The organism is Corallincola holothuriorum, assembly GCF_003336225.1.
In the GTDB taxonomy this organism is placed as follows: domain Bacteria; phylum Pseudomonadota; class Gammaproteobacteria; order Enterobacterales; family Neiellaceae; genus Corallincola; species Corallincola holothuriorum.
Window position 1 is genome coordinate 338,713 of the sequence record NZ_QPID01000001.1, and the last position, 22,447, is coordinate 361,159.

The window sequence follows — 22,447 nt, forward strand, 5'->3', positions numbered from 1 at the left end:
GGAACGTGTTGTGCTCAACCTTCATTTACTCCCTCATTAAATCATCGTATCCTAATCTTTTAGTTTTAATTTCCCGTATTCCTGAGGTTCAAGGATGAGTAGTTGTAGTTATCATGCCGATAAACAAGGTAGTTGGCATTGTCCTTCCTGTATTAAAAGCTTTTGTACAACCTGTTTTCCTGGTGGCGAAAAGAACTTTGATGGTACGTCTGCGCGCTGCCCGCTTTGTCGTAGTGAACTGACATTCAGCGTTGAAGATGAGGATTTGCCGCCGTTTTGGCGTATCAGCTGGCAGTTTTTCCGTTATCCGTTGCAGTTGCAGCCGATGATCCTACTCGGGCTACTGTTCCTGGTGACACAGATAGCGATGTCCGATCTCTCTGCTACTGTCACGGAGCAAGCTGGACAGCTGGTGGTTGGCGGCGTGTTAGCGCTGGCGCTGTTTATTATGGTTATTCATTATGGCCTAGCGATTATCGCAGCGTTATCTGAAGAGCAGTGGCAGGCGCCAAAGCTGTTTGATAGTGAAAGCAATATCTTGCTTACTTTTAAGCTACTGGTTGCGCTGTTTGTGATGTACTTTTTTGCGGGCCTCCTGTCTATGGTCTCGCACTCTTTAGCCGTTATTGCTTCTGTGTTGGTGACACTATCGATACCCGCTGTCACTATGGTTATTGCCCTTACGCATAGTTTACGCGATGCCACGAATCCGGCGATCCTTGCTGGGGTGATGGTACGTATTGGCTGGAGCTACTTATTGCTTTGGTTTGCCTACACGGCAGTGTCGAACGGTGGTACTGCGTTGGTTTGGCTATTTGAGGGGACTGAATCTATCAAGTTTCTTGTCACTCTTTTGGTGGTGGGTAGCGCGTATTTTTCACTCGTTGCGTATGCCATGATGGGATACACACTCTTCGTTAATCGTAATAAATTGGGGCTAGGCAACGCAGAGCAGCAGGGGGTGTCGTTGCAGCCAGCTGAATACGACTGCCAACGTGTGCTTGGTTACTCCCATCTATTGTTGTTTGAAGGCCGCAAAAAACAAGCATTTGAAATGGTCAAAGATGGTTTGCGTCGGTATCCAAATGAGATGCGCTTAAGAGAGCGTATGCACCGTTTGTTGATGTTGAGTGAACAAACGGAGCTGCTTGATAAACATTCCCAACGCTACCTAGCCCTGTTGCATGAAAAAGGCAACATCGGTGCCGCAGCCAGAACATTGGATGAAGTGATCACTAAGATCCCGGGTTTTGAGCCTGAGCCAGAACTACGCTATGCCATCGCTAATATCTATTTTCAGCAGGGGCGCTTTGATAAAGCGGAAGCATTGATCGGTGAACCTGAATCTTGGCCAGCAAGTTATATAGATCGCGCCGGGCTCTATCTGTTACTTGCAAAAGCGGGATTAGAGAGCGGTAGACCGCTGCAAAGCGTTGCCGAGCTTGCGGCGACCGCAGGTAAGTTAGCAACACCGGCAAGCCAACAGCAGTTGGAAGCGCAGCAACTTAATCAGATGGCGCTGAAGATGGCTGAGCATTCAGAATAATGCGGATTGCTGCAGCCTCTGCGTTATGGGCTGCAGAGGCTGTTATGAGTAGAGGCAAGAGTGAAGCGTGTGCGTTGGTTGCAACATCTGTCGACCATAGATTTGAGTTGACCAGTTCGGTGACTACATGGCTTGCCGCTTTATGGTCGTTATGTATTAGAAGCGTGTAAACCAGATCTATACGCTCTTTTGCTGTCCATAGATGGCTGTCGCAGAGCAGTACCGATTGATGTTCCTGCCATATTGGGTACGCCCAACCAAATCCTACAGAGGCATCGCTTTGAAAAGCTAAAAGCAGTCGGTAAAGCGCTACTATTTGTGCTTCACTGACGCGCTTTGCGAGGGTGAACGCGTAATACCATAATCCTTCATAAGTAGGTTGTTCTTTTAATTGCTGACGGCAAACAGCCAAAGCTTCAACCAACCTCAGCTCGTTTTCTAGCTTGATTGCCTTTGCCGATATCGTTAATGGTGCGGCGCTCGCTTCAATCTCGCTTTGGTTAATACTTGATTGTACGCGCCGACTAAATAATCCGCACCAGCTACCGATGATATAGAAAGCGGTACCCGACATAAGCCCAAAGGCGTGTGCCATATATGCGACATTATCATCACTAAGTGCGGCACTTAGTAGCTCATAGCCAAGCCAAACAGGCAGCAGAACCAACGCCGGTGCGCGGAAGCTAGTAACGATAGGCCCCAAAACGGCAAAGCACTCACGCCGGCGCCATCCATAAACCGCCAAATAGACTCCCATCAGTCCTGATATGGCCCCTGAAGCCCCAACCAATGGTGTACTGCTGTCTGTGTGGAGCAGCGCAAATCCCCATCCGCTGCATACGCCAGTAAAGAGATAAAGAGTGAAAAAATTTAAGGCGCCTAAGTGCTTTTCCAAAGCGCTGCCGAATATCAGCAGAAACAATAGATTTCCCAGTAGGTGAAGCCAGTCGCCGTGAAGATATTGATGAGTAACCAATTGAAACCACGCCATTTGGCTAGGTACTAGCGCATATTTGGTAATCGTGGCATCTGTTTCAGTTGAAAACACGGCGAAGCAAAGAAAGGCGATGGCGATCGTCACAAAGGGTGGTTGGTGCCAGTCAAGCTTATCTTCCGTTGGGACAATCAACATAGTCTTATCTTAATGTCGTTCAATAGTGCGTGTGCTGAGTGAGGTACGTATTTAACTCAAACTAAATGTAAAGGATCTAGCGAATCACTAGGCTGTACGCCATCAGTGGAAATTAAAAAGCCGTGCTAAATAGCACGGCTTTTTGCTCTGGCAATGGCCCTTAGATTGCAGGTTTGGTTGGACCTGCTGTAGCCTGATCTTTGGCTTTTAACGTCGATACGCCTTGACTACCGCCGGCACCTTGGCCGAAACGGCGCTCAATAATCGAGGCATCCACACCTGATAATGTCGCAGGTGTCGGCTTCGCCATTTGACTAGATACCGCAGTTGCGTAGCGACTGACTGGAGTGGTAGAAACGACAATATCATCGGCTGATTTAGCGTCGGAGCTAACTGGCTCTGCTGCTGCCTCAACTACCACAGGCGTGTCACTTGCGACCACTTGCTCTGTGGCTTCCACTTCTGGCTCAATCGCTGACTCGACTACTTCGCTAGCTTTGTCATCAGACGCAACCGATGCGTCTTCAGCGGCTTTTTCAACAACAGGATCTGTTGTTACGTCAGATCCTTGCTGTGCCTCAACTTCTACGCTAGCCGATTCGACCTGCTCAGAGACTTCCGGCTCAGAGAGCTCGATCGAAACTTCACTGTCAGTCGCTGTCGTCTCTTTGACTGGCGCTTCTTCAGGAGCTGCTGCGGTAACGTCAACGGTTTCAGCGGCTGTATGCTCTTCGCTCGCAACGTTCGCCTTAGTTTCAATAGAAGCTGTCTGTTCAACAGTCGCAGGTGCGTCTTGGGTGTTGTCGGCACTGCTTTCTACTACTGGCGTCTCGTTAGCGGCTACTTCAGCAACTTGCTCGGCAGCAACTTCAGGATAACGGGCGCCTACCGGATCTTCAGAGACCTGCTCAGCAACAGGAGCGAGTTCTGGTAACTGCTCTTTCTTGCTTGGCACTGGTGTGGCTTCTGAACTTACACGAACCTTCTTGCGTAAGTTACGGCGCTGACGACGCTTTGCGACCTGCTCCTGTTTTTGTGTTGCAGGTTTAGCTGTGCTTTCGTTCTTATCAGTAGCCACTGAATCAGTGGTCGACTGTTGCGCACCTTCAACACGGTTTTGCTGCTTTCTACCACGATTGCGGCGACGTTCGTTCTTTTGCGGCTTATCTTCTGACGCGCCACGGCTATCTTTGGCCGCTACAGCTGGCTTTGTGTCATCACCCTTCTTGCGCTCATTTCGCGGCTGGCGACGACTGTTATCGCGCTCGTTATTACGGCGGCGACTGCTGTTTTTGCCACGGGATTGCTGACGCCCTCTGTCACCATGGGGGCGCTTACTCTTATTGCTCTTTTTCTTTGGCTTAGCGCCGAACAGAGAGGCAATAGCAGCAATAATAACGGCGATGATGCCGGGGTTCTTGTCCTTTGCCTTCTTAGCGTTGGCCTTTGCTTTTTGCGGTTGTGCTTTTGTCTTTGTGACTGTTTCGGTCGGTGCGGGTGCACTCGCTGCTGGTGTTGTAAACCCTTGCAGCACAGGCTGTGCGCGGGTGGCTACTTCGCCAACGGTAGCCGAAACTGTCGGCTCCGGCTGTTCAGCCGGCATAATCATCGCGTAGCTCGAATCTTCTTGAATATCGTCTTTACGTAAACGAGTCACCTGATATTTGGGTGTCTCCATATGCTGGTTTGGAATGATGATCACGCCAACACGGTTACGTTTTTCAATACCCCTGATCGCAGCACGCTTTTCGTTGAGTAAATAAGTTCCGACTTCTACAGGTACCTGGGCATGTAACTGCGCGGTATTTTCCTTGATCGCTTCCTCTTCGATAAGACGAAGCACAGACAGTGCAATGGATTCCACACCACGAATGCTACCGGCGCCATCACAGCGAGGACAGACATTTTGACTTGATTCACCCAGTGACGGGCGTAGTCGCTGGCGTGACATCTCTAACAGGCCGAAACGGCTAATACGACCTAGCTGAATTCTTGCTCTGTCTTGGCGAACGGCGTCACGTAGACGGTTTTCTACTGCGCGCTGGTTACGTACAGGAGACATATCGATAAAGTCGATAACGACTAAGCCACCCACATCCCGCAGGCGCAACTGGCGAGCAATCTCGTCAGCAGCTTCCAGGTTGGTATTGACTGCTGTTTCTTCAATATCGCTACCTTTGGTCGCTTTAGCCGAGTTGATATCGATTGACGTCAATGCCTCTGTCGGATCGATAACAATAGAGCCACCAGAAGGTAATTTAACTTCACGTTGAAACGCTGATTCGATCTGGCTTTCAATTTGGTAGTGAGAGAACAGCGGTACTTCACCGGAATAAAGCTTCACTCGTTGTACGAAGTCGGGACGCACTTGCGAGATGTGTGCTTTTCCTTGCTCGTAAACGTGTGGGTTATCAATAATCACTTCGCCAATATCGCGACGCAGATAATCACGGATAGCGCGAACGATGACATTGCCTTCCTGATGGATAAGGGCTGGGGCTTTAGTGGCTTTGGCCGCTTCGTCAATGCGCGTCCAATGGTTAAGCAGGTTAGTTAAATCATACTTTAACTCTTCCGCTGACTTACCAACGCCGGCAGTACGTACGATGAGGCCCATACCGTTAGGCACATCAAGTTCGCTAAGTGCCGCTTTCAGCTCAGAGCGCTCATCACCTTCAATACGGCGAGAGATACCACCTGCTCTAGGGTTATTTGGCATAAGTACCAGATAAGAGCCTGCCAAACTGACAAAGGTCGTCAGTGCAGCACCTTTATTACCGCGTTCCTCTTTGTCGACCTGAATGAGTACTTCCTGGCCTTCTTTGATGATCTCGCGAATATTAGGGCGGCCTTGGAACTCATAACCTTTAGGGAAATAGCTACGAGCAATCTCTTTTAGAGGCAGGAAACCGTGGCGTTCAGCACCATAGTTTACAAAAGCAGCTTCAAGACTGGGTTCTACGCGGGTAATTGTACCTTTGTAGATATTGGCTTTTTTCTGTTCTTGATTCGGATTTTCAATATCTAAGTCGTACAGCTTTTGACCGTCGACAAGCGCAACGCGGAGTTCTTCTTCCTGCGTTGCATTAATAAGCATTCTTTTCATGCGTGTGGCTCAACTTCTCATATATTGTAGCCACAGCCCATTACGCCGATTATGACGTGCGCTGGTATTACGCCGGTCCCTTGCAACCTCCCGGTTGTATGACACAGTGCTTGCCGACTCATGGTCGGCTCCAATTTTTAAAACCGCTGCTCTATATTCAGGGAAGCAACGATCAGGAATAGGTTCCAGTAGCTCGCAAATCGTCCAGCATAATGCGCTATGGCGTCTCTTAAAGGACGAAACTTTTCTTTGGCAGAGCACAGAGGCGTAATCCGACGAGGTAGGTTGGTTCCGCCCGGAACGAATACAAATGGGCGATAAATTCATGGAACCAAGCTTAACGTGCGGTTAAATTACGCGATATGATGCCTAAGCGTTGCCTGCTTGCCGGTTGTTTTTGGGCGTTAATCAGGCGAACGTCGACGAACTATAGCAACCCCACTTGGAACAGGCAATCTTAAACGCTTTCTGATAGACTCTCGCGCCATGACACAGAGCACAGATTTACCACGTCCCCAGGTCCAAAAAGTGGTCATCACCGATGATCATGTGGGCCAACGTATAGACAATTATCTCCGCCTAAAACTTAAGGGCACACCAAAGAGTCTGATCTACAGGATCATCAGAAAAGGTGAGGTTCGTGTTAATGGCAAACGGATAAAAGCTGAATATAAACTGACATCGGGCGATGAAGTTCGTATCCCGCCGGTGCGCGTTGCTGAAAGAGAAACGCCCGATATTTCGGCCAAACTGGATCAGGTTGCTAAGTTAGAGCAATGCATCTTGTATGAAGATGACTGGCTACTGGCGATCAATAAACCATCAGGTATTGCTGTTCATGGCGGCAGCGGTTTGAAATTTGGCGTTATTGAGGCATTGCGTGCGTTACGCCCTGATGCCAGGTATTTGGAACTTGTTCACCGCATTGATAGGGAAACGTCCGGCATTTTGTTAGTCGCTAAGAAGCGATCAGCGTTACGTGCGTTACACCGTCAACTGCAAGACAAAACGGTGCAGAAAAATTACCTCGCCTTGGTAAAGGGACGTTGGCCGGAACGTCGAAAAGTGTGTGATTATCCGCTGCAAAAAAATGAACTGCAAAGTGGTGAACGGGTGGTCAGAGTGAACCCCGACGGGAAGCCTTCTGAAACACGAATTAAGATCCTTAAACGCTTAAAGGGCGCCACCTTGATTCAGGCAAGCCCTGTGACTGGTCGTACTCATCAGATACGCGTTCATACGGCAGCCGCTGGTCATCCTATTGCCTGTGACCCTAAGTATGGTAGTGAGCCCTTTACCAAGGCGATGTCTGAACTTGGTTGCTCACGTTTGTTTCTCCATGCGGCTGAGATTCGCTTTGCTCACCCCAAAGATGAAACCACACTGTTTATAGAAGCGCCGTTAGACGCCCCCTTATTAAAGGTAGTGGAGCGTATTGGCGTAGAGGAACACGCCCCGCAAATACCACGTGAACCATCCCGTAAACGGGCAAATCAACGTAGGAAAGCGAAATAGTGGTTGGAAAGTTTGATCTGATCGTTTTTGACTGGGACGGCACGTTGATGGACTCAACGGCGCGTATCGTATCCAGTTTACAGAAAGCGTCTGCGCTAAGTGGATTGCCTGTGCCATCGGACGAGGCTGCGGCAGGCATTATCGGTTTGAGCCTCGATCAAGCATTTACAGAGTTATTCAGGCCTGCGTCCATCACAGCGCAACAGCGTGACGAATTGATGGACCACTATAGACAACAATTTGTTGTCGATAATCCTCAACCCATGCCCATGTTTGCTGGTTCTTCCGCTCTGCTGGCGTTACTTCAGCGCAATCAAAAGCAGCTTGCTGTCGCCACAGGTAAATCGCGAAAAGGCTTAGACCGAGTGCTGGAAGAGACTGGGGTAGGGCAATATTTTCACGCTACTATTTGTGCTGATGAAGCGGAGTCAAAGCCTCACCCCGACATGTTACACCGACTCATGGCTATCTTTAATGTTAAGCCAGAGAAGACGTTGATGATTGGCGATACAGACTATGATCTGCAGATGGCGGAAAATGCAGGCGCAAAAAGCATCGGGGTAACTTATGGGGCTCAACCAAAGGAGCGCTTGCTGCCATTTTCGAGCTTAGCATTGGTTGATTCGGTGGCCGAACTCAGAGATTGCCTGCTGCAACCCTGCTAAGTATCTTCGCCACCATATAAGGTCCGGTACACGCCTTCGGCACTGATTAACTCATGGTGGCGCCCCGACTGACAGATCTGTCCATCTTCAAATACATAGATAGTATCGGCTTGTTTAACCGCACTCAGGCGATGGGCGATGACAATTGTTGTACGCTGCTGAAGGAAGCTTTTTAGATTGCTATGAACTTTAGCTTCGGTTTCTGTATCGAGTGCAGATGTCGCTTCATCTAAAATCACAATAGCAGGGTTACGCAATACCATGCGGGCTATGGCTATACGTTGACGCTGACCACCGGAAAGTCTGACCCCCCGCGTGCCGATAGGTGTATCCAGGTTTAATTCCATCTCGGCTACGAAATCGGCGAGCTCGGCAACCTTAAGTGCGTCCCAGCAGGCATCAGAAGAGTAATGCTCTCCCATGCACAGGTTATTACGGATGCTGTCATTAAATAGCGTAGGGTGTTGCAGGACGGTGGCAATATTTTCACGCAAGGCGTCGGGGGCTATGTTGGATATTTCGCAGCCGCCATAGCTAATACTGCCACTGCTCTTGGGATAAAGCGCGAGTAGCAGTTGGATCAGGGTTGATTTTCCGCCGCCACTGGCACCAACAATAGCGATCTTTTCGCCGGCAGCAATGTCCAAATTGATACCGCGTAGGATCTCTCTGTCGTCTTCATAGTTAAAGGTAAGCCCCTTCACGTTGATAGCAACGGGCTCTCCTTTTGTAAACGGATCTGCGTTACCGTTTTGCTCGGGAATAGTTGGGTAAGTAAAGATCTTGTTGAGTCGCTGCAGGGCACCGTTAGCGCTGTAGAAGGCGACCTGCATACCGAGTAACTCATTGACCGGTGTCATCATGAACCATAAGTAGCCAAACACGGCAAATATCTGGCCCACCGTCAGGTCAGAGAAAACTACCATCAACATGGCAACCGCCCTGAACAGCTCAAAACCAATGAGAAAAACAAGAAAGCTTAGCTTGCCCGCCGCTTCACTCTTCCATCCAAATTCAATTGCCCGATGTTTGACGTTACCAGCACGCTCGGCGATGCGCTTGAGGTAATGCTTTTCTCTATTCGCCGTGCGTATCTCATGAATCGCATCCAGCGTCTCTACCAGTGACTGCTGAAACAGCTCGATGGCGGAGTTTTCATCCTTTTTTAGTTCTTTAACTTTGCTTCCCAGTATCTTAGAAAAATAGATAACGATCGGGTTACACAGCAAGATGAAAAGACCAAGGCGCCAATCGATCAACAGAAGGATCACCGCCGTACCGAGTATCGTCAGGCCGCTAATAATGAGTTTGCTTAGGGTTTCACCTACAAACCGATCAATGGTGTCGACATCGGTGATTAGGTGGGAGCTAAGGCCACCACTACCGATGGTTTCATAGCCCTTTAAAGAGATCTGTTGTATTTGCTGCAGCAGGCGTTGCCGGAGCTTTAGGGTCAAACTTTTCGATATGATGGTGAATTGGCGACTTTGTAACACACTCAGTAGTACGCTACTGATCCGCAGCGCCACGGTGAGCACGAATATTAAAGTGATATAAACCGTCGCATTTTGCCAACTAGTTGGCAGCAGCATATTGAGGGTATCTAGTGTGCTTCCCGGGTTATTTAGCAGTACTTCATCAACCATTAATGGCATAAGCAGAGGTACTGGGACGCTTAACGCGGTTGCTAGAATGGCGACGACATTAGCGATTAGTAAAGGGCGCTTAAAACCGCGGATCTCATTGCTTATCCACTGCCAACTTAGCAGGCGGGGTTGTCTATCTTTCATCCAGTTATCGAATTATTTACGTTAAAAATGCATTAATAAGGCGCGAGAGGTTAGCATGTCCATTCCCATTGCCCAAAAAATCGGGTAGTTTTGTCCGGCTAGCGATGTAACATGGCGGAATTATGAGCAAACAAGAATTTTACCGGGAGCTTCAGCTGCAGGCTGCGGCATTAATCGAAGGTGAAACGGATCATATAGCGGTGTTGGCTAATTTGTCTGCGTTGATATGGCAGCGCTTGCCAGACATCAACTGGGCTGGTTTTTACTTCGCCAAGGGCGAAGAGCTTGTGCTGGGGCCGTTTCAAGGCAAACCAGCCTGTTATCGAATCCCTTTTAATCGAGGTGTTTGTGGTGCTGCAGCGCGTGAGCGGCGAGTTATCCGTGTCGACGACGTGGAACAGTTTGAAAGTCATATAGCATGTGATGCAGCCAGTAATTCTGAGCTGGTTGTACCTATTTACTTAAATGGGGCGGTATTTGCGGTGCTGGATATAGATAGTCCACACCTTGCCCGATTTGATCTAGAAGATGAAAAAGGCTTGAGCGTTTTTGCCGATATTATTGAGAGCGCACTCTCTCAGTAGTGAGACAGACAAACGCAAATAAGGACCTAACGGAAAAGTTTAATGGAAAACCAAAGTAAAGCTCAGTCGATTGAGAACACCCTTAAGTTGTTAACGGATACGTTCCCTAGTTGTTTTACAACAAGTGGTGAAGCTAAGCCTCTTAAGATTGGCATATTTCAAGATTTGGCAGAGCGTTTTGCTGATAATGAAACTGTCAGCAAAACTCAACTCAGGGTCGCACTGCGCCGTTACACCAGCGGGTGGCGCTATTTAGAATGCGTAAAAGAGGGTGTTGAACGAGTTGACCTCGACGGCGCATCTGCCGGGGTGGTGTCATTAGAACATGCAGAGCATGCCGCTGTGCAGGTTACCGAAAGTAAGCAGCGTGCAGCTGAACGCAGAAAACAGCGCCTGGCTGAAAAAAGCGCCGAGAAAAAAGCAAAAGCGGCCAAAGTAGCAAAATCTATCCCCAAGCGGGGAACCAAACCTAAATCTTCGTCCCCTAAGACTAAAGCCCCAGAGCTTAAAGACGTATCAATAGATGCGCTTTCTGTTGATCAGTCGGTAGTGATGACCTTAGGGACTCGTCCTGTAAAAGGGATCATTACTGACATTGGTAAAGACGAAGTGCAGGTACGGTTGAGCACTGGTATGGTGTTAAAAGTGCAACCAACGCACTTAAAAGTTGAAAAATAGAGGATTCCTTTTGAAGAGACTCATCACTCATAGCGTTACTTCGCTGCTCATCGGTGGCTTGTTATCTGCATCCGCCTATGCGCTTGCGCCAAAGTATGACGAATCGAGCTTGCCAGCATTGGTGCAGCAAAGTCAGCATAAAGATGCTGCAATGCGGATCACTAATACGTTTCAACGTTCGCATTACAAAAAGATCGCGTTAAATGATGAGATGTCTTCGCAGATATTAGACCGATATCTTAAGCAATTAGATTTTCGGCGGAATATCTTCCTCGCTAGTGACATTGAGGCGTTTGAAAAGTACCGCTTTGAACTAGATAGCGCGTTGAAGAAAGGGCAATTGGCACCTGCTTACGAGATCTACGACGTTTTTCAAAAGCGCCGCTATGATCGCTACGTATATGCATTGAGTTTGTTGGATAAGCCTTTCGATTTTAATACTGACGACAAATATGTCTATGAGCGTGAGGATGCGCCTTGGGCCAAAAATAGCGCAGAGCTTGATGAACTATGGCGACAGTGGGTTAAGTATGAAGCGTTAAACTTAAAGCTTGCTGGTAAGACGCCTGATGAGATCAAAGAGTTATTAAGTAAGCGTTATAACTATGCCATTAAGCGTCTCACACAAGCTCAGAGTGAAGATGTTTTCCAAACATTTATCAATGCATTCGCCCGCTCGATAGAGCCGCATACATCTTATCTTTCCCCGAGAAATGCTGATCGTTTTAAGATGGAGATGAATCTTCAACTTGAAGGTATTGGTGCTGTGTTGCAATCGACAGATGATTACACAGTGATTAGAAGTCTTGTCAAAGGTGGCCCTGCTGAAAAAAGTAAGCAGTTGGCTCCACAGGACAAGATTGTGGGAGTTGCCCAAGAGGGCAAAGAGATGGTCGATATTGTCGGCTGGCGTTTAGATGATGTGGTTGATTTGATTAAGGGCCCTAAGGGCACCGAAGTCAGACTCGAGATCATGACAGAAAATGCAGGTGGTGATGCTAAGAGCAAGGTTGTCACCATCGTACGTGACAAGATCCGCCTTGAAGATCGTGCCGCAAAACTGACGTATGAGAAAGCAGAACTTGAAGGGTACGAGGGCAAGAAAGTTGCGGTGATTGAGATACCGGGTTTTTATGTCAATCTCAGTAAAGACGTACAAAAATTGCTGCTTGAGCTTAATGAAGTTAAAGACGTTGACGGCTTGATTATCGACCTACGCAATAATGGCGGAGGCTCTTTAGAAGAGGCCAAACTGCTGACGGGTCTGTTTATTGATAGTGGCCCTGTGGTACAGGTTCGTTCGCAGAACGGACGCATTGAAGAAAAAGTTGATGTCGACAATGAGAAGCTTTACCAAGGCCCGTTGACTGTCTTGGTTAACCGCTACAGCGCTTCTGCTTCTGAGATCTTTGCTGCGGCATTACAGGATTACGGTCGCGCCTTGGTTGTCGGTGAGCAAACGTTTGGTAAGGGGACTGTGCAACAGCATAAAGGTATCGGTCGAATATATGACCTGTACGATTCTCCTATGGGTGATATCCAGTACACCATTGCTAAGTTCTACCGTATCAGTGGTGGCAGCACGCAAAATAAAGGTGTTGTTCCGGACATCAAATTCCCTAGTGAAGTTCGCCCTGGAGAGTTTGGTGAAAGCACAGAAGACAATGCGTTGCCTTATGACCAAATCACTCGAGCACGATACAAGAGTTATGGCGAGCCGACGCCAGCATTGGACAGCCTGGTTCAGAAGCATGAATCGAGGCTAACTCAAAACCCTGAATTCGTATATGTGTATCAAGATATTGAAGAGTATCGGGCACGAAAAGACGACACGTCAATCTCGCTCAACGAGAAGCAACGTCTAGCTCAACGCGAAGCTGAAGAGAAGAAACGTTTGGCTCGGCTGAATGAGCGTCGGGTACGGCACGAGCTGAAACCATTAGAGTCACTCGAAGCATTCGATGACTTAAAGGACGAAGAAAAAGTGCCTGACCAAGACCTTTATCTTTCAGAGACAGTTTACATCACACTGGATCTGGTGGAAGCAGGGCGGTTGGCGAAGGCCAACTAGGAAACAGTCTTAATTTAGAAAGCCGCAATCGTCAGATCTGCGGCTTTTTGCATAAATAGATACCAATAAAAAATAATACAAAAATTGAGCGGAACACTTTAGATGTACCGCCACAAAAGCCTCCACTCCAGGACGTAATTCATGAGTAATCAAAACGATACGCTTAAATCGCCATCGATTGTCGACGCATTAATCCCCATTGTTTGTTTGGTGGTGATGTTGGCAACATCAGTCACGCTCTACGGAGATAACTCCTCCTATGGGCCGAATCAAATTGCGCTGCTATTGGCTGCCACTATTGCGGCATTGGTGGGGCTAAAGAATGGCTATCGATGGGATCAGTTAGAGCAAGGGATCGTGAAGGGGATCTCTATCGCTATGGGTGCCATTTTGATCCTGCTGGCCGTCGGCGCGTTAATCGGGACATGGCTGTTGGCGGGTACAGTGCCAGCGTTGATCTACTACGGCTTACAAATTATGCATCCGGACTGGTTTTATGCCGCGACGTGTCTTATCTGTGTGATTGTGGCAATCAGTATTGGCAGTAGCTGGACAGTTGCTGCCACTGTTGGTGTAGCATTTATCGGCGTAGCAAATGGTTTTGGCTTGTCGTTGCCGGTGACTGCGGGTGCAATTATCTCAGGCGCATATTTCGGCGATAAAATGTCGCCCTTATCGGAAACAACCAATTTAGCTCCGGCAGTTGCTGGCAGTGAGCTGTTTGAACATATACGTCATATGACGTGGACCTCTATCCCAAGCATCGTATTGGCACTTATCATCTTTTCATTTATGGGCATGGGAGCAGGTGCTGACGTGGCCTCAGAGCGGATCGCATCGATAAGTGATGGTCTAAACGAGCAGTTTAGTATCAGTATCCTGAATATCGTGCCGTTATTGGTTTTATTAGCTTTGGCAATTAGTCGCGTACCTGCGCTTCCTGCGGTTTTTTGTGGTGCTTTAGTTGGCGGGGTATGGGCAGCGATTTTTCAACAGGACCTCATTCAAGCGACGTTCGCTACCGATGAGTTACGCGGCGGTATGGCAACACTCAACGCGGTTTGGACGGTGATGTTTGACGGTATTTCGGTAAACACTGGAAATAGCGATGTTGATGAACTGGTGAGTGGTGGCGGTATGTCGAGCATGCTAAATACTATCTGGCTTATCATCAGTGCAATGACGTTCGGCGCAGTGATGGAATCGACGGGTCTTCTGCAACGTATCGTGAAGGCGCTGCTTCGCTCGGTTAAAAGCACTGGTTCACTTATCGCCAGTACCTTAGCGACCTGTTTCGGTACAAACATCATTACTGCGGACCAATATATCGCTATCGTCATGCCTGGGCGTATGTACAAGGATGCATATGCTGAAAAAGGGTTGGCCCCAGTGAATTTGTCGCGCACGTTAGAGGATGCGGGAACGATTACCTCACCGCTGATCCCTTGGAACTCCTGCGGTGCCTATATGCAGAGCGTATTATTGGTCAACCCGCTTGAATACTTTATGTATTGTTTCTTCAACTGGACCAGCCCCTTGGTCGCTTTGCTATACGGCTATATCGGCTTCAAAATTAAGCCATTGAAAGACGCCAAAGTTGTCGCTGCGAGAGGTCATAACGCCTGATGAAAACAGAACAAACCCCAACGGTAAAACGGCTTGTAGATTATCGCCCACCGAATTTTACCATTAGCACGGTGGAGCTTGATTTTGTACTCGACGAGAGCAAGGCGATCGTTACCAACCGCATGCAAGTAAGCAGAGCAGGGAGGCACAATGAACCCTTGGTATTGGACGGTGAAGGCTTAACGTTGGTGTCATTGGCTATCGACGGTCAACCGTTACCAGCTGAGCGTTTTCAATGTTCGGACACCACACTGACAATATCATCGTTACCAGAGTGTTTTGAAGTCACTGTTGTCACTGAAATTGACCCTAAAGCAAATACGTCACTAGAAGGGCTGTATCTGTCTGAAGGTTCATATTGCACGCAGTGCGAGGCCGAGGGCTTCCGCAAAATAACCTATTATCTTGATCGTCCAGATGTGCTTGCTGTGTTTACTACGCGTATTGAAGCTGACGAAAAATGCAGTTACTTGCTATCTAACGGCAATAAGACCGAAGAGGGTCGCCTGCCGGACGGCAGACATTATGCCTCTTGGCATGATCCTCATCCTAAGCCCTGTTATCTATTTGCTCTCGTAGCGGGTGAATTTGATCTGTTGTGCGACAGTTATCGCACGACGGAAGGTCGTGATGTTGCATTGCAGCTGTTTGTAGATAAGGGCAATAAGCCACGCGGCGAGTTTGCGCTTGCCGCGTTAAAGCGTTCAATGGCGTGGGATGAGCAGCGCTTTGGTCTAGCTTATGACCTTGATATTTACATGGTCGTTGCTGTCGACTTCTTCAATATGGGCGCAATGGAGAACAAGGGGCTTAACGTATTCAATAGTAAATACGTTTTGGCAGAGCCGCAGTCCGCTACGGATACGGATTATCACAATATCGAAGCGGTGATCGGTCATGAGTATTTCCACAACTGGACCGGTAACCGGGTCACTTGTCGCGATTGGTTCCAATTATCACTGAAAGAGGGGCTGACGGTTTTCCGTGACCAAGAGTTCAGTGCCGATATGGGGAGCCCTGCTGTAAATCGCTTGCAGAATGTTCGGGTTATTCAGACCCAGCAATTTGCTGAAGATGCCGGGCCTATGGCGCATCCGATCAGACCTGCGCAAGTGATCGAGATGAATAACTTCTATACGGTCACGGTTTACAACAAGGGTTCGGAAGTGATCCGTATGATCCACACTTTGTTGGGCGAAGCGTCGTTTAGAAAAGGGATGGATCTGTATTTTCAACGTCATGATGGCCAAGCTGTAACCTGTGATGACTTCGTGCTGGCAATGGAAGATGCGTCAGGGATCGACTTAACGACATTTAGACGTTGGTATAGCCAGTCGGGTACCCCTGAAGTAACCGTGACGGATAGCTACGACGAGGTGCGTGAGTGTTATACATTAAACTGTACTCAAGTAACGCCGACCACCGCAGATCAAACAGAGAAAGCGCCACAGCATATCCCCTTAGCTATTGCGCTATATGCCGACAACGGCGAGGAGCTTCCTCTAAACGATCAAGTTGGTGAGCTGCAACATTCGGTACTCGATTTCAAGCAGACTGCACAAACATTTGAGTTCTTTGGGATCAAGCAGAAGCCGACACCAGCTTTGCTCGTAAACTTTTCAGCGCCAGTAAAACTGCATTTTGATTACACTGAAGCGGACTTGGCCTTTTTGGTTAAGCACGCCAGCGACGCTTATGTTAAGTGGTCGGCACTTCAGTCACTGTTGTCTGAGGCTATCTTTGCAGCAGAACAGAAAGGCTTGGATTCATTGGTGCTGTCTGACGTTATTATCGCAGCGTGCGAGGCTTTAATTAAAACGACGCAACTCGATGAGGCGATCGTCGCTGAAATCCTTTCGGTGCCATCGGTAGCAACACTCATTGAACAACGCAGTTTTAGCGATATTAGCCGTCTTGCTATGTTACGTGACAGTGCCGTCCGGTGTCTGGGTGAAAGACTAAGTGAGGTTATTTCTGCGCGGCTAGCTACGCTAAGACCAGGGCCATACCAATATGCGGCTAAAGATGTCGCACAGCGTTCACTGTCAGGGGTATTGATTAGCTACTTAGCCGCAGGCGCTCCAACGCATTTGCCGGATATCGTCGAGCGCTTTAATCGCGTAGACAATATGACCGAGAAGCTGGCGTTACTGGCGGCAGCAAATCATTGGCAGCTCAGCTGTAAAGAGCGTCTGTTAAGTAGTTATGAGGCGGCGTGGAAGCACGACCCGCTGGTGATGGATAAATGGTTGTCTATACAAGCTTTAAGCCCGGCAGATGGCGCAATTTCTACAATCCGCCGCTTATTTGATTACGAGGTATTTAGCTTTTCTAATCCGAATAGGGTAAGAGCTTTAGTCGGGACATTTGCGGCAAGCAATCCATACCAGTTCCATCGTATTGATGGTGAGGGGTATAAGTTGCTAACCGAGGTCGTGATTAAGCTGAATAAGCTCAACCCGCAGGTAGCAGCTAGAATTATCACGCCTTTAACCCAATGGAAAAAGATGGACGTAACGCGACAAGGGTTAATGAAAGGATGTCTGCAAGAGGTTTTAGCGTTGCCCGAACTGTCGAAAGACCTGTTTGAAATAGTAGATAAAAGCTTGGCGCAGTAGCGCCAAGTATTCTTGTAGAAGAACTGATTTTACTGATGGCTGTTTACTATTTTAATGTGCGTTTGAGCTTCCATGAGTTTCAAGCGCTCTACAAAGGGCAAGCAAGTACCGTATTGGTCTCTGATCAATACGGTCGTCGTATTCAGCTCCCCGCCACCAGGTTTCGCCCATTTTTAAGCCAAAGAGGGATTGAAGGGCGATTCGAATTACAGACAGACAGTGAAAACAGGTTCGTAAGCCTCAAAAAAACTTAATATTAGAGTATTCACTTCAAACGCCATCTTCATGCAGAACATCATGGCTAGCGTGACTCAGTTGGTGCATTTTAAACAGGTGTATAAATCGGTTTTTCAAAAAACGATACACAGCTCAAAAATTCGTTAAAAACCCACGCGTTGAGACTGGTCTAATGACTTGAAATGTTATCCTTTTGTTGTAACTATGCTGTGTTAATGCAACCTAACCATACAGAAATTCAAAATAACAAATGGGTTGCTTTACTGGGGAGAACATATAATGACAACAGGGCAATCCCGTTTTATCAGACGACCCATAGCCAAAGGTATTTCTATCGCACTGCTGGCCTTATCTGGCCATCAAGCCGCAAATGCAGTGACTTTCGACTGGGGTGAAATTGAGGGCTCTTTTGACTCTACTTTCACCGTCGGTGCAAGCTGGCGGGTTGAAGATCGTGACTATGATCTGATTGGTAAGTCAAACCAACCTGAATTCAATAATTCAACCAATAATTGGCAGGGTTATGATCCTGTCACTAATCCGATATTTGATCCTGCGACAGTTTGGGCCAACCCAACGGGGATATATTCAACCAATAGCGACAATGCGAACCTGACGTATGACGCTGGGGATTCATTTTCTCAGATCGTTAAAGGTGTGCATGAGCTTGAGTTGAACTATCAAAACTTCGGGCTCTTTGTTCGTGGCATGTATTTCTATGACTTTGCCATGATGGACACAGATGAATGGGATAATCCGGTAACCGGAGAGTCTTATGATCCTTGTCGCGACGGTGAAGCGAAAGATGAAGTTTGCCGCGATATTCGACTGCTGGATGCCTACATTACTGCAGACTTTGATTTAGGCGAAAATGGCGATATGCCGTTGTCTTTGCGTCTAGGTGACCAAGTAGTTAACTGGGGTGAAAGTACCTTTATTCCTCACGGTCTTAGTGAAATTGTTCCTGTTGATATTGCACAGTTACGAACCCCAGGCGCAGAACTGCGAGAGGCGTTTATTCCTGTAGGCATGTTGTTTGCCTCCTTGGGCCTGACGGAGAACGTCACTTTAGAAGCTTTTTACCAATATGATTGGGAAAAGTCAGTCTTACCACCGCCCGGCTCATACTTTTCAACCAATGACTTCGCTGGTTCGGGCGGCCATTTGAATACTGTACAGTTACAGTTCGCGCAAAACCCCGATCAAGATCTGGATGGCTTAGTGTCACGCCTGAACGGCTTGGATGGCCAGTACCAAGCGTTAACAGGGATGAGCCTCCAGCAGCTCATGGATAACTGGGATGTTTTGCCGTCAGAAGTGCAGGATCAGGTAGCCGGTTTGTATATTGCTTCCGGTACGGAACAAGCACTGAAAATCGGTACGGAGACGCCTGATGATGGCGGCCAATACGGTATTAAGCTGGGCTGGTTCGTTCCCGAGTTAAACGATACTGAATTTGGCTTCTACTATGTTAACTATCACAGCCGTCGTCCGATTATCTCAGGCTATGCATCTAATTTTTGTGTAGATCCTAACTCTGGCGTGTGTGCTGGCGATAGCAGTGTTGTTGATGATCTGAATATGATCGCAGCCAACACGATTGATAATGACAACGTCAGCGAGCTGACTGCATTTACCCGCGGGGTTTTAGTTTACCCTGAAGATATCAATATGTTCGGTTTGAGCTTCAACACCGGTATTGGTGATACGTCTGTTGCTGGTGAGGTGAGTCACCGCCAAGATGAACCTCTTCAGATCGATGATGTGGAATTGTTATTTGCGTTTATGCCAGAGCAGTTGGCAAATGCGGACCCTGACACCTACGGCGCATTAGCCGGTATTTCGCAGCTTGATGCGCCGGCGCCCGGCGGTTGGGTTGATGGCTATGTCGAGTCAGATACTACTCAGATGCAGTTTACATTGACGCACCTGTTTGGTCCTACATGGGGCGCAGATAATTTCTTCGCGTTGGTTGAATTTGGCGGCATCTATATTCATGACATGCCAGACCATGATGATCTTCGTTTAAATGCACCGGGTACCGATCGCAGTGGTGGTTTCCCAGAGAAACAAGGCCTTGAGCTGGCCGTTCAGGATGGTGTTGAAACAAACCCATTCCCGGATGATTTTTCATGGGGTTACCGCTTACGCACACAGTTTGTTTTCAATGATGTGTTCTCTGGCGTAAATATGTCACCGCGTTTGTTCTTTGCTCACGATGTATCGGGTACCACCCCCGATCCGTTATTCATGTTCATTGAAGAACGCAAATCAGCCGGTTTAGGTGTAGGCTTTGACTATCTACAGCGTTGGAGTGCTGACTTTAGCTACAACACCTTTTGGGACGGTAAAGGCACATCCAATCGTATGGAAGATCGTGACTTCGTTTCTTTCAATATCAAGTATTCGATCTAACGGGGAAGAGAACAACAATGATAAAAATTACTCTCGTTGCGTCAGCAATTTCGATGATTTTCGCAGTGTCTGTTCAAGCCAAGGTCTCAGAGGCTGAAGCGGCAAAATTGGGTGACACTCTTACACCTATTGGTGCCGAAAAAGCGGGTAACGCCGATGGCAGTATCCCGCCTTGGGAAGGGGGCATTACGGCCCCTCCAGCTTCTTACGAAACGGGTATGCATCACCCTAATCCTTATCCTGAAGATAAGGTGTTGTACACCATCACGAAAGAGAACCTGGCGGAACACCAGGAACTCCTCACACCAGGGCAGATCGCGCTGTTTAATACCTACCCAGACAGCTTTAAAATGAGCGTGTATCCGACTCGGCGCAGCGCGTCATTTCCGCAAGTGGCCTACGATTGGACAAAAACCAATGCCACGAGAGCGGAATTGGTTGATGGAGGTAATGGTTTAAAGAATGCCGCTATTGGTACTCCATTTCCTATTCCTGCCAACGGTCTGGAAGTGATTTGGAATCACCTGACCCGTTATCGTGGCCAAGCTTTAACTAGGAAAGCAGGGCAAGCGGCACCGACGGCTAATGGCTCTTATACCTATATCGGCCTAGATGAAGCTCTGTTGCTACCCTACAACAATTCAAATGCCGATCCCGCAGTACTTGAAGAGACAAACATTCTTTTCAAATTTAAGCAAAAAGTAACCCAACCAGCTCGCCTTGCAGGCACGGCGTTGTTGGTTCACGAAACCATGGATCAGATAAAAACGCCACGCCAAGCATGGACCTACAACACCGGTCAACGTCGCGTGCGTCGTGCCCCCAATGTTGCTTATGATGCTCCAGGCACAGCAGCCGATGGCTTAAGAACGACTGACGACTATGACATGTTTAATGGTTCGCCAAACCGTTACAACTGGACACTGGTGGGTAAGAAGGAATTGCTTATTCCTTACAATACTTATGAGTTACATAGTGACAAACTCGCCTATGACGATATTTTGAAAGCAGGACATATCAACCCTGAATATGTGCGCTACGAAAAGCATCGTGTATGGGTGGTTGAAGCTAATCTGAAAGAAGGCATCAGCCATATCTATAAGAAGCGGGTGTTTTATATCGATGAAGATAGCTGGCAGGTGAGTGTTGCCGATATGTACGACAACCGTGACCAACTCTATCGGGTCGCGATGGCGCACGGGCTAAACTATTATGAATTGCCTGCCCATTGGTCGACACTGGAAGTCTTTCATGACTTGAACTCGAAGCGCTATATCGCCATTGGCTTAGATAATCAGGAGGCGATGTATAACTTCGGCGTAGAACTAAAGGATAATGCATTTAGTGCGTCGGCACTTCGTAAAGAGGGTCGCCGTTAAACAAGTGCACTAGCGGGTCGGACGACCCGCTTTTCTTTTCTGACAATTTGAGTATTTCATGGGTCGCATAGCTAGTTTTTGGGTGAGCCTTATTGGTGCTTCAGCCCTTTTTTCTGCTTCATCAATTGCAGGTTCCGATTCGAAGGCACTTATGGTGCCTAATGTCACTAAGGCGTTAACATTAGATTTTTTCTCCGCGCAGAAACAACATTATGCCGTCGGTGAGAGGGGGCATATCCTCAAGTCTGATGATGGCGTCAACTGGATCCAGCTAGAGGTTCCAATAAAAACCACATTAACACGTTCGTTTTTTGTCGATGATGGCCAAGGATGGGTAGTTGGTCATGAAGCATCCGTACTGCACACAATCGATGGCGGTGAGTCGTGGGAGATCCAGCATGCCTGGTTAAAAGAGGATCGCCCATTACTGGATCTGGTATTCCTCACTGAACAACACGGTATTGCGGTCGGCGCTTACGGTTTATACCTAGAGACAACCGACGGTGGTAATAATTGGCACCAAAGATTTCTCACGGAACTGTTACATGAGGAAGATCGTGAATATCTCACAGAGATCCGGCTAGAGGATGAACAAGCATACCTTGAAGAGCTAAACAGTTTGCTACCACACTTTAATGCGATCACCAGAGTGGGAGAGCGTTTGGTGATGGTTGGTGAAATGGGGCTGGTTGCAGCGAGTGACGACAATGGTGCCAGTTGGCATAGTTTAGAGGCAAGCTACGAGGGGTCGTTCTTCTCGGTATTGGCGCTTAATAATCACGATTTCATGGTGGCGGGTTTACGAGGCACGGTACTGCGATATCAAGCTGGGATGTGGTCAAATATCTCGTTGGACCAACCCATCACGATCAACAATATGGTTAATTCTGAAACGGGTGTATGGGCGTTAGGTAATGGAGGTCATTACTATATTGTTGATGGAGATAGTGGGCGCAATCAACACTTCCAGCTGTCAACCACCCCGGCGTTACTCGATGTTTTGTTCTCCGGCACAGTACCGGTGATGGCAAGCGCCGATGGCATATTGATCGAACCGCAGCTAAAAGCGGCAAATTAAGGTAGTA

Annotated in this window: 15 protein-coding genes; 12 read left to right on the forward strand and 3 right to left on the reverse strand. The window is 48.0% G+C overall.

Features of this window, described 5'->3' with window-relative positions:
- Nucleotides 1–94 precede the first annotated feature (94 nt).
- Nucleotides 95–1,546, forward strand: a complete 1,452-nt coding sequence (locus tag DU002_RS01375; protein ID WP_114336557.1) for a tetratricopeptide repeat protein — start codon at nucleotides 95–97, stop codon at nucleotides 1,544–1,546.
- On the opposite strand, the gene DU002_RS01380 is transcribed toward DU002_RS01375, so the two are convergent.
- Together DU002_RS01380 and rne are read right to left on the reverse strand one after the other, a co-directional pair.
- Nucleotides 1,506–2,678, reverse strand: coding sequence for a rhomboid family intramembrane serine protease (locus tag DU002_RS01380; protein ID WP_114336558.1), 1,173 nt, complete (start codon nucleotides 2,676–2,678; stop codon nucleotides 1,506–1,508). The genes DU002_RS01375 and DU002_RS01380 overlap by 41 nt on opposite strands.
- A gap of 160 nt (nucleotides 2,679–2,838) precedes the next feature.
- The gene (gene rne, locus DU002_RS01385; protein WP_114336559.1) at nucleotides 2,839–5,784 is read right to left on the reverse strand and encodes a ribonuclease E; all 2,946 of its coding nucleotides are present in this window, start codon (nucleotides 5,782–5,784) and stop codon (nucleotides 2,839–2,841) included.
- Between the two features lie 486 nt (nucleotides 5,785–6,270).
- Here rne and rluC point away from each other — a divergent pair, with 486 nt between their 5' ends.
- Together rluC and DU002_RS01395 are read left to right on the forward strand one after the other, a co-directional pair.
- The gene (rluC, locus tag DU002_RS01390) at nucleotides 6,271–7,299 is read left to right on the forward strand and encodes a 23S rRNA pseudouridine(955/2504/2580) synthase RluC (protein WP_114336560.1); all 1,029 of its coding nucleotides are present in this window, start codon (nucleotides 6,271–6,273) and stop codon (nucleotides 7,297–7,299) included.
- Complete coding sequence (locus DU002_RS01395) at nucleotides 7,299–7,964, forward strand: HAD family hydrolase (RefSeq protein WP_199405135.1); 666 nt, start codon at nucleotides 7,299–7,301, stop codon at nucleotides 7,962–7,964. The genes rluC and DU002_RS01395 overlap by 1 nt, the downstream gene beginning before the upstream one ends.
- On the opposite strand, the gene DU002_RS01400 is transcribed toward DU002_RS01395, so the two are convergent.
- Entirely contained in the window at nucleotides 7,961–9,754 is a 1,794-nt protein-coding gene (locus tag DU002_RS01400) for an ABC transporter ATP-binding protein (protein ID WP_114336562.1), read from the reverse strand. The two genes, DU002_RS01395 and DU002_RS01400, sit on opposite strands and share 4 nt — an antisense overlap.
- A gap of 122 nt (nucleotides 9,755–9,876) precedes the next feature.
- Here DU002_RS01400 and DU002_RS01405 point away from each other — a divergent pair, with 122 nt between their 5' ends.
- The 9 genes from DU002_RS01405 to DU002_RS01445 all read left to right on the forward strand — a co-directional run bounded on the left by DU002_RS01405 (nucleotide 9,877) and on the right by DU002_RS01445 (nucleotide 22,440).
- Nucleotides 9,877–10,338 carry a GAF domain-containing protein gene (locus DU002_RS01405; RefSeq protein WP_170308606.1) on the forward strand — a complete coding sequence of 154 codons (462 nt, stop codon included), beginning with the start codon at nucleotides 9,877–9,879 and terminating at the stop codon, nucleotides 10,336–10,338.
- A 42-nt stretch (nucleotides 10,339–10,380) separates the two neighbouring features.
- Complete coding sequence (gene proQ / locus DU002_RS01410) at nucleotides 10,381–11,016, forward strand: RNA chaperone ProQ (RefSeq protein WP_114336564.1); 636 nt, start codon at nucleotides 10,381–10,383, stop codon at nucleotides 11,014–11,016.
- A 10-nt stretch (nucleotides 11,017–11,026) separates the two neighbouring features.
- Nucleotides 11,027–13,087 (forward strand): carboxy terminal-processing peptidase, encoded by a 2,061-nt coding sequence (gene prc / locus DU002_RS01415; RefSeq protein ID WP_233496361.1) that lies wholly within the window; start codon nucleotides 11,027–11,029, stop codon nucleotides 13,085–13,087.
- 141 nt (nucleotides 13,088–13,228) lie between these two features.
- Complete coding sequence (gene nhaC / locus DU002_RS01420) at nucleotides 13,229–14,713, forward strand: Na+/H+ antiporter NhaC (RefSeq protein ID WP_114336565.1); 1,485 nt, start codon at nucleotides 13,229–13,231, stop codon at nucleotides 14,711–14,713.
- Complete coding sequence (pepN, locus tag DU002_RS01425) at nucleotides 14,713–17,331, forward strand: aminopeptidase N (protein ID WP_114336566.1); 2,619 nt, start codon at nucleotides 14,713–14,715, stop codon at nucleotides 17,329–17,331. Before nhaC ends, pepN begins: the two co-directional genes overlap by 1 nt.
- Nucleotides 17,332–17,366: 35 nt before the next feature.
- The gene (locus DU002_RS01430) at nucleotides 17,367–17,585 is read left to right on the forward strand and encodes a DUF2835 family protein (RefSeq protein WP_114336567.1); all 219 of its coding nucleotides are present in this window, start codon (nucleotides 17,367–17,369) and stop codon (nucleotides 17,583–17,585) included.
- 262 nt (nucleotides 17,586–17,847) lie between these two features.
- Nucleotides 17,848–19,983, forward strand: a complete 2,136-nt coding sequence (locus DU002_RS01435; protein WP_114336568.1) for a DUF1302 domain-containing protein — start codon at nucleotides 17,848–17,850, stop codon at nucleotides 19,981–19,983.
- Nucleotides 19,984–20,000: 17 nt separating this feature from the next.
- Entirely contained in the window at nucleotides 20,001–21,362 is a 1,362-nt protein-coding gene (locus tag DU002_RS01440) for a DUF1329 domain-containing protein (RefSeq protein ID WP_114336569.1), read from the forward strand.
- Nucleotides 21,363–21,420: 58 nt separating this feature from the next.
- Nucleotides 21,421–22,440, forward strand: coding sequence for a WD40/YVTN/BNR-like repeat-containing protein (locus tag DU002_RS01445; RefSeq protein WP_114336570.1), 1,020 nt, complete (start codon nucleotides 21,421–21,423; stop codon nucleotides 22,438–22,440).
- Nucleotides 22,441–22,447 lie beyond the last annotated feature (7 nt).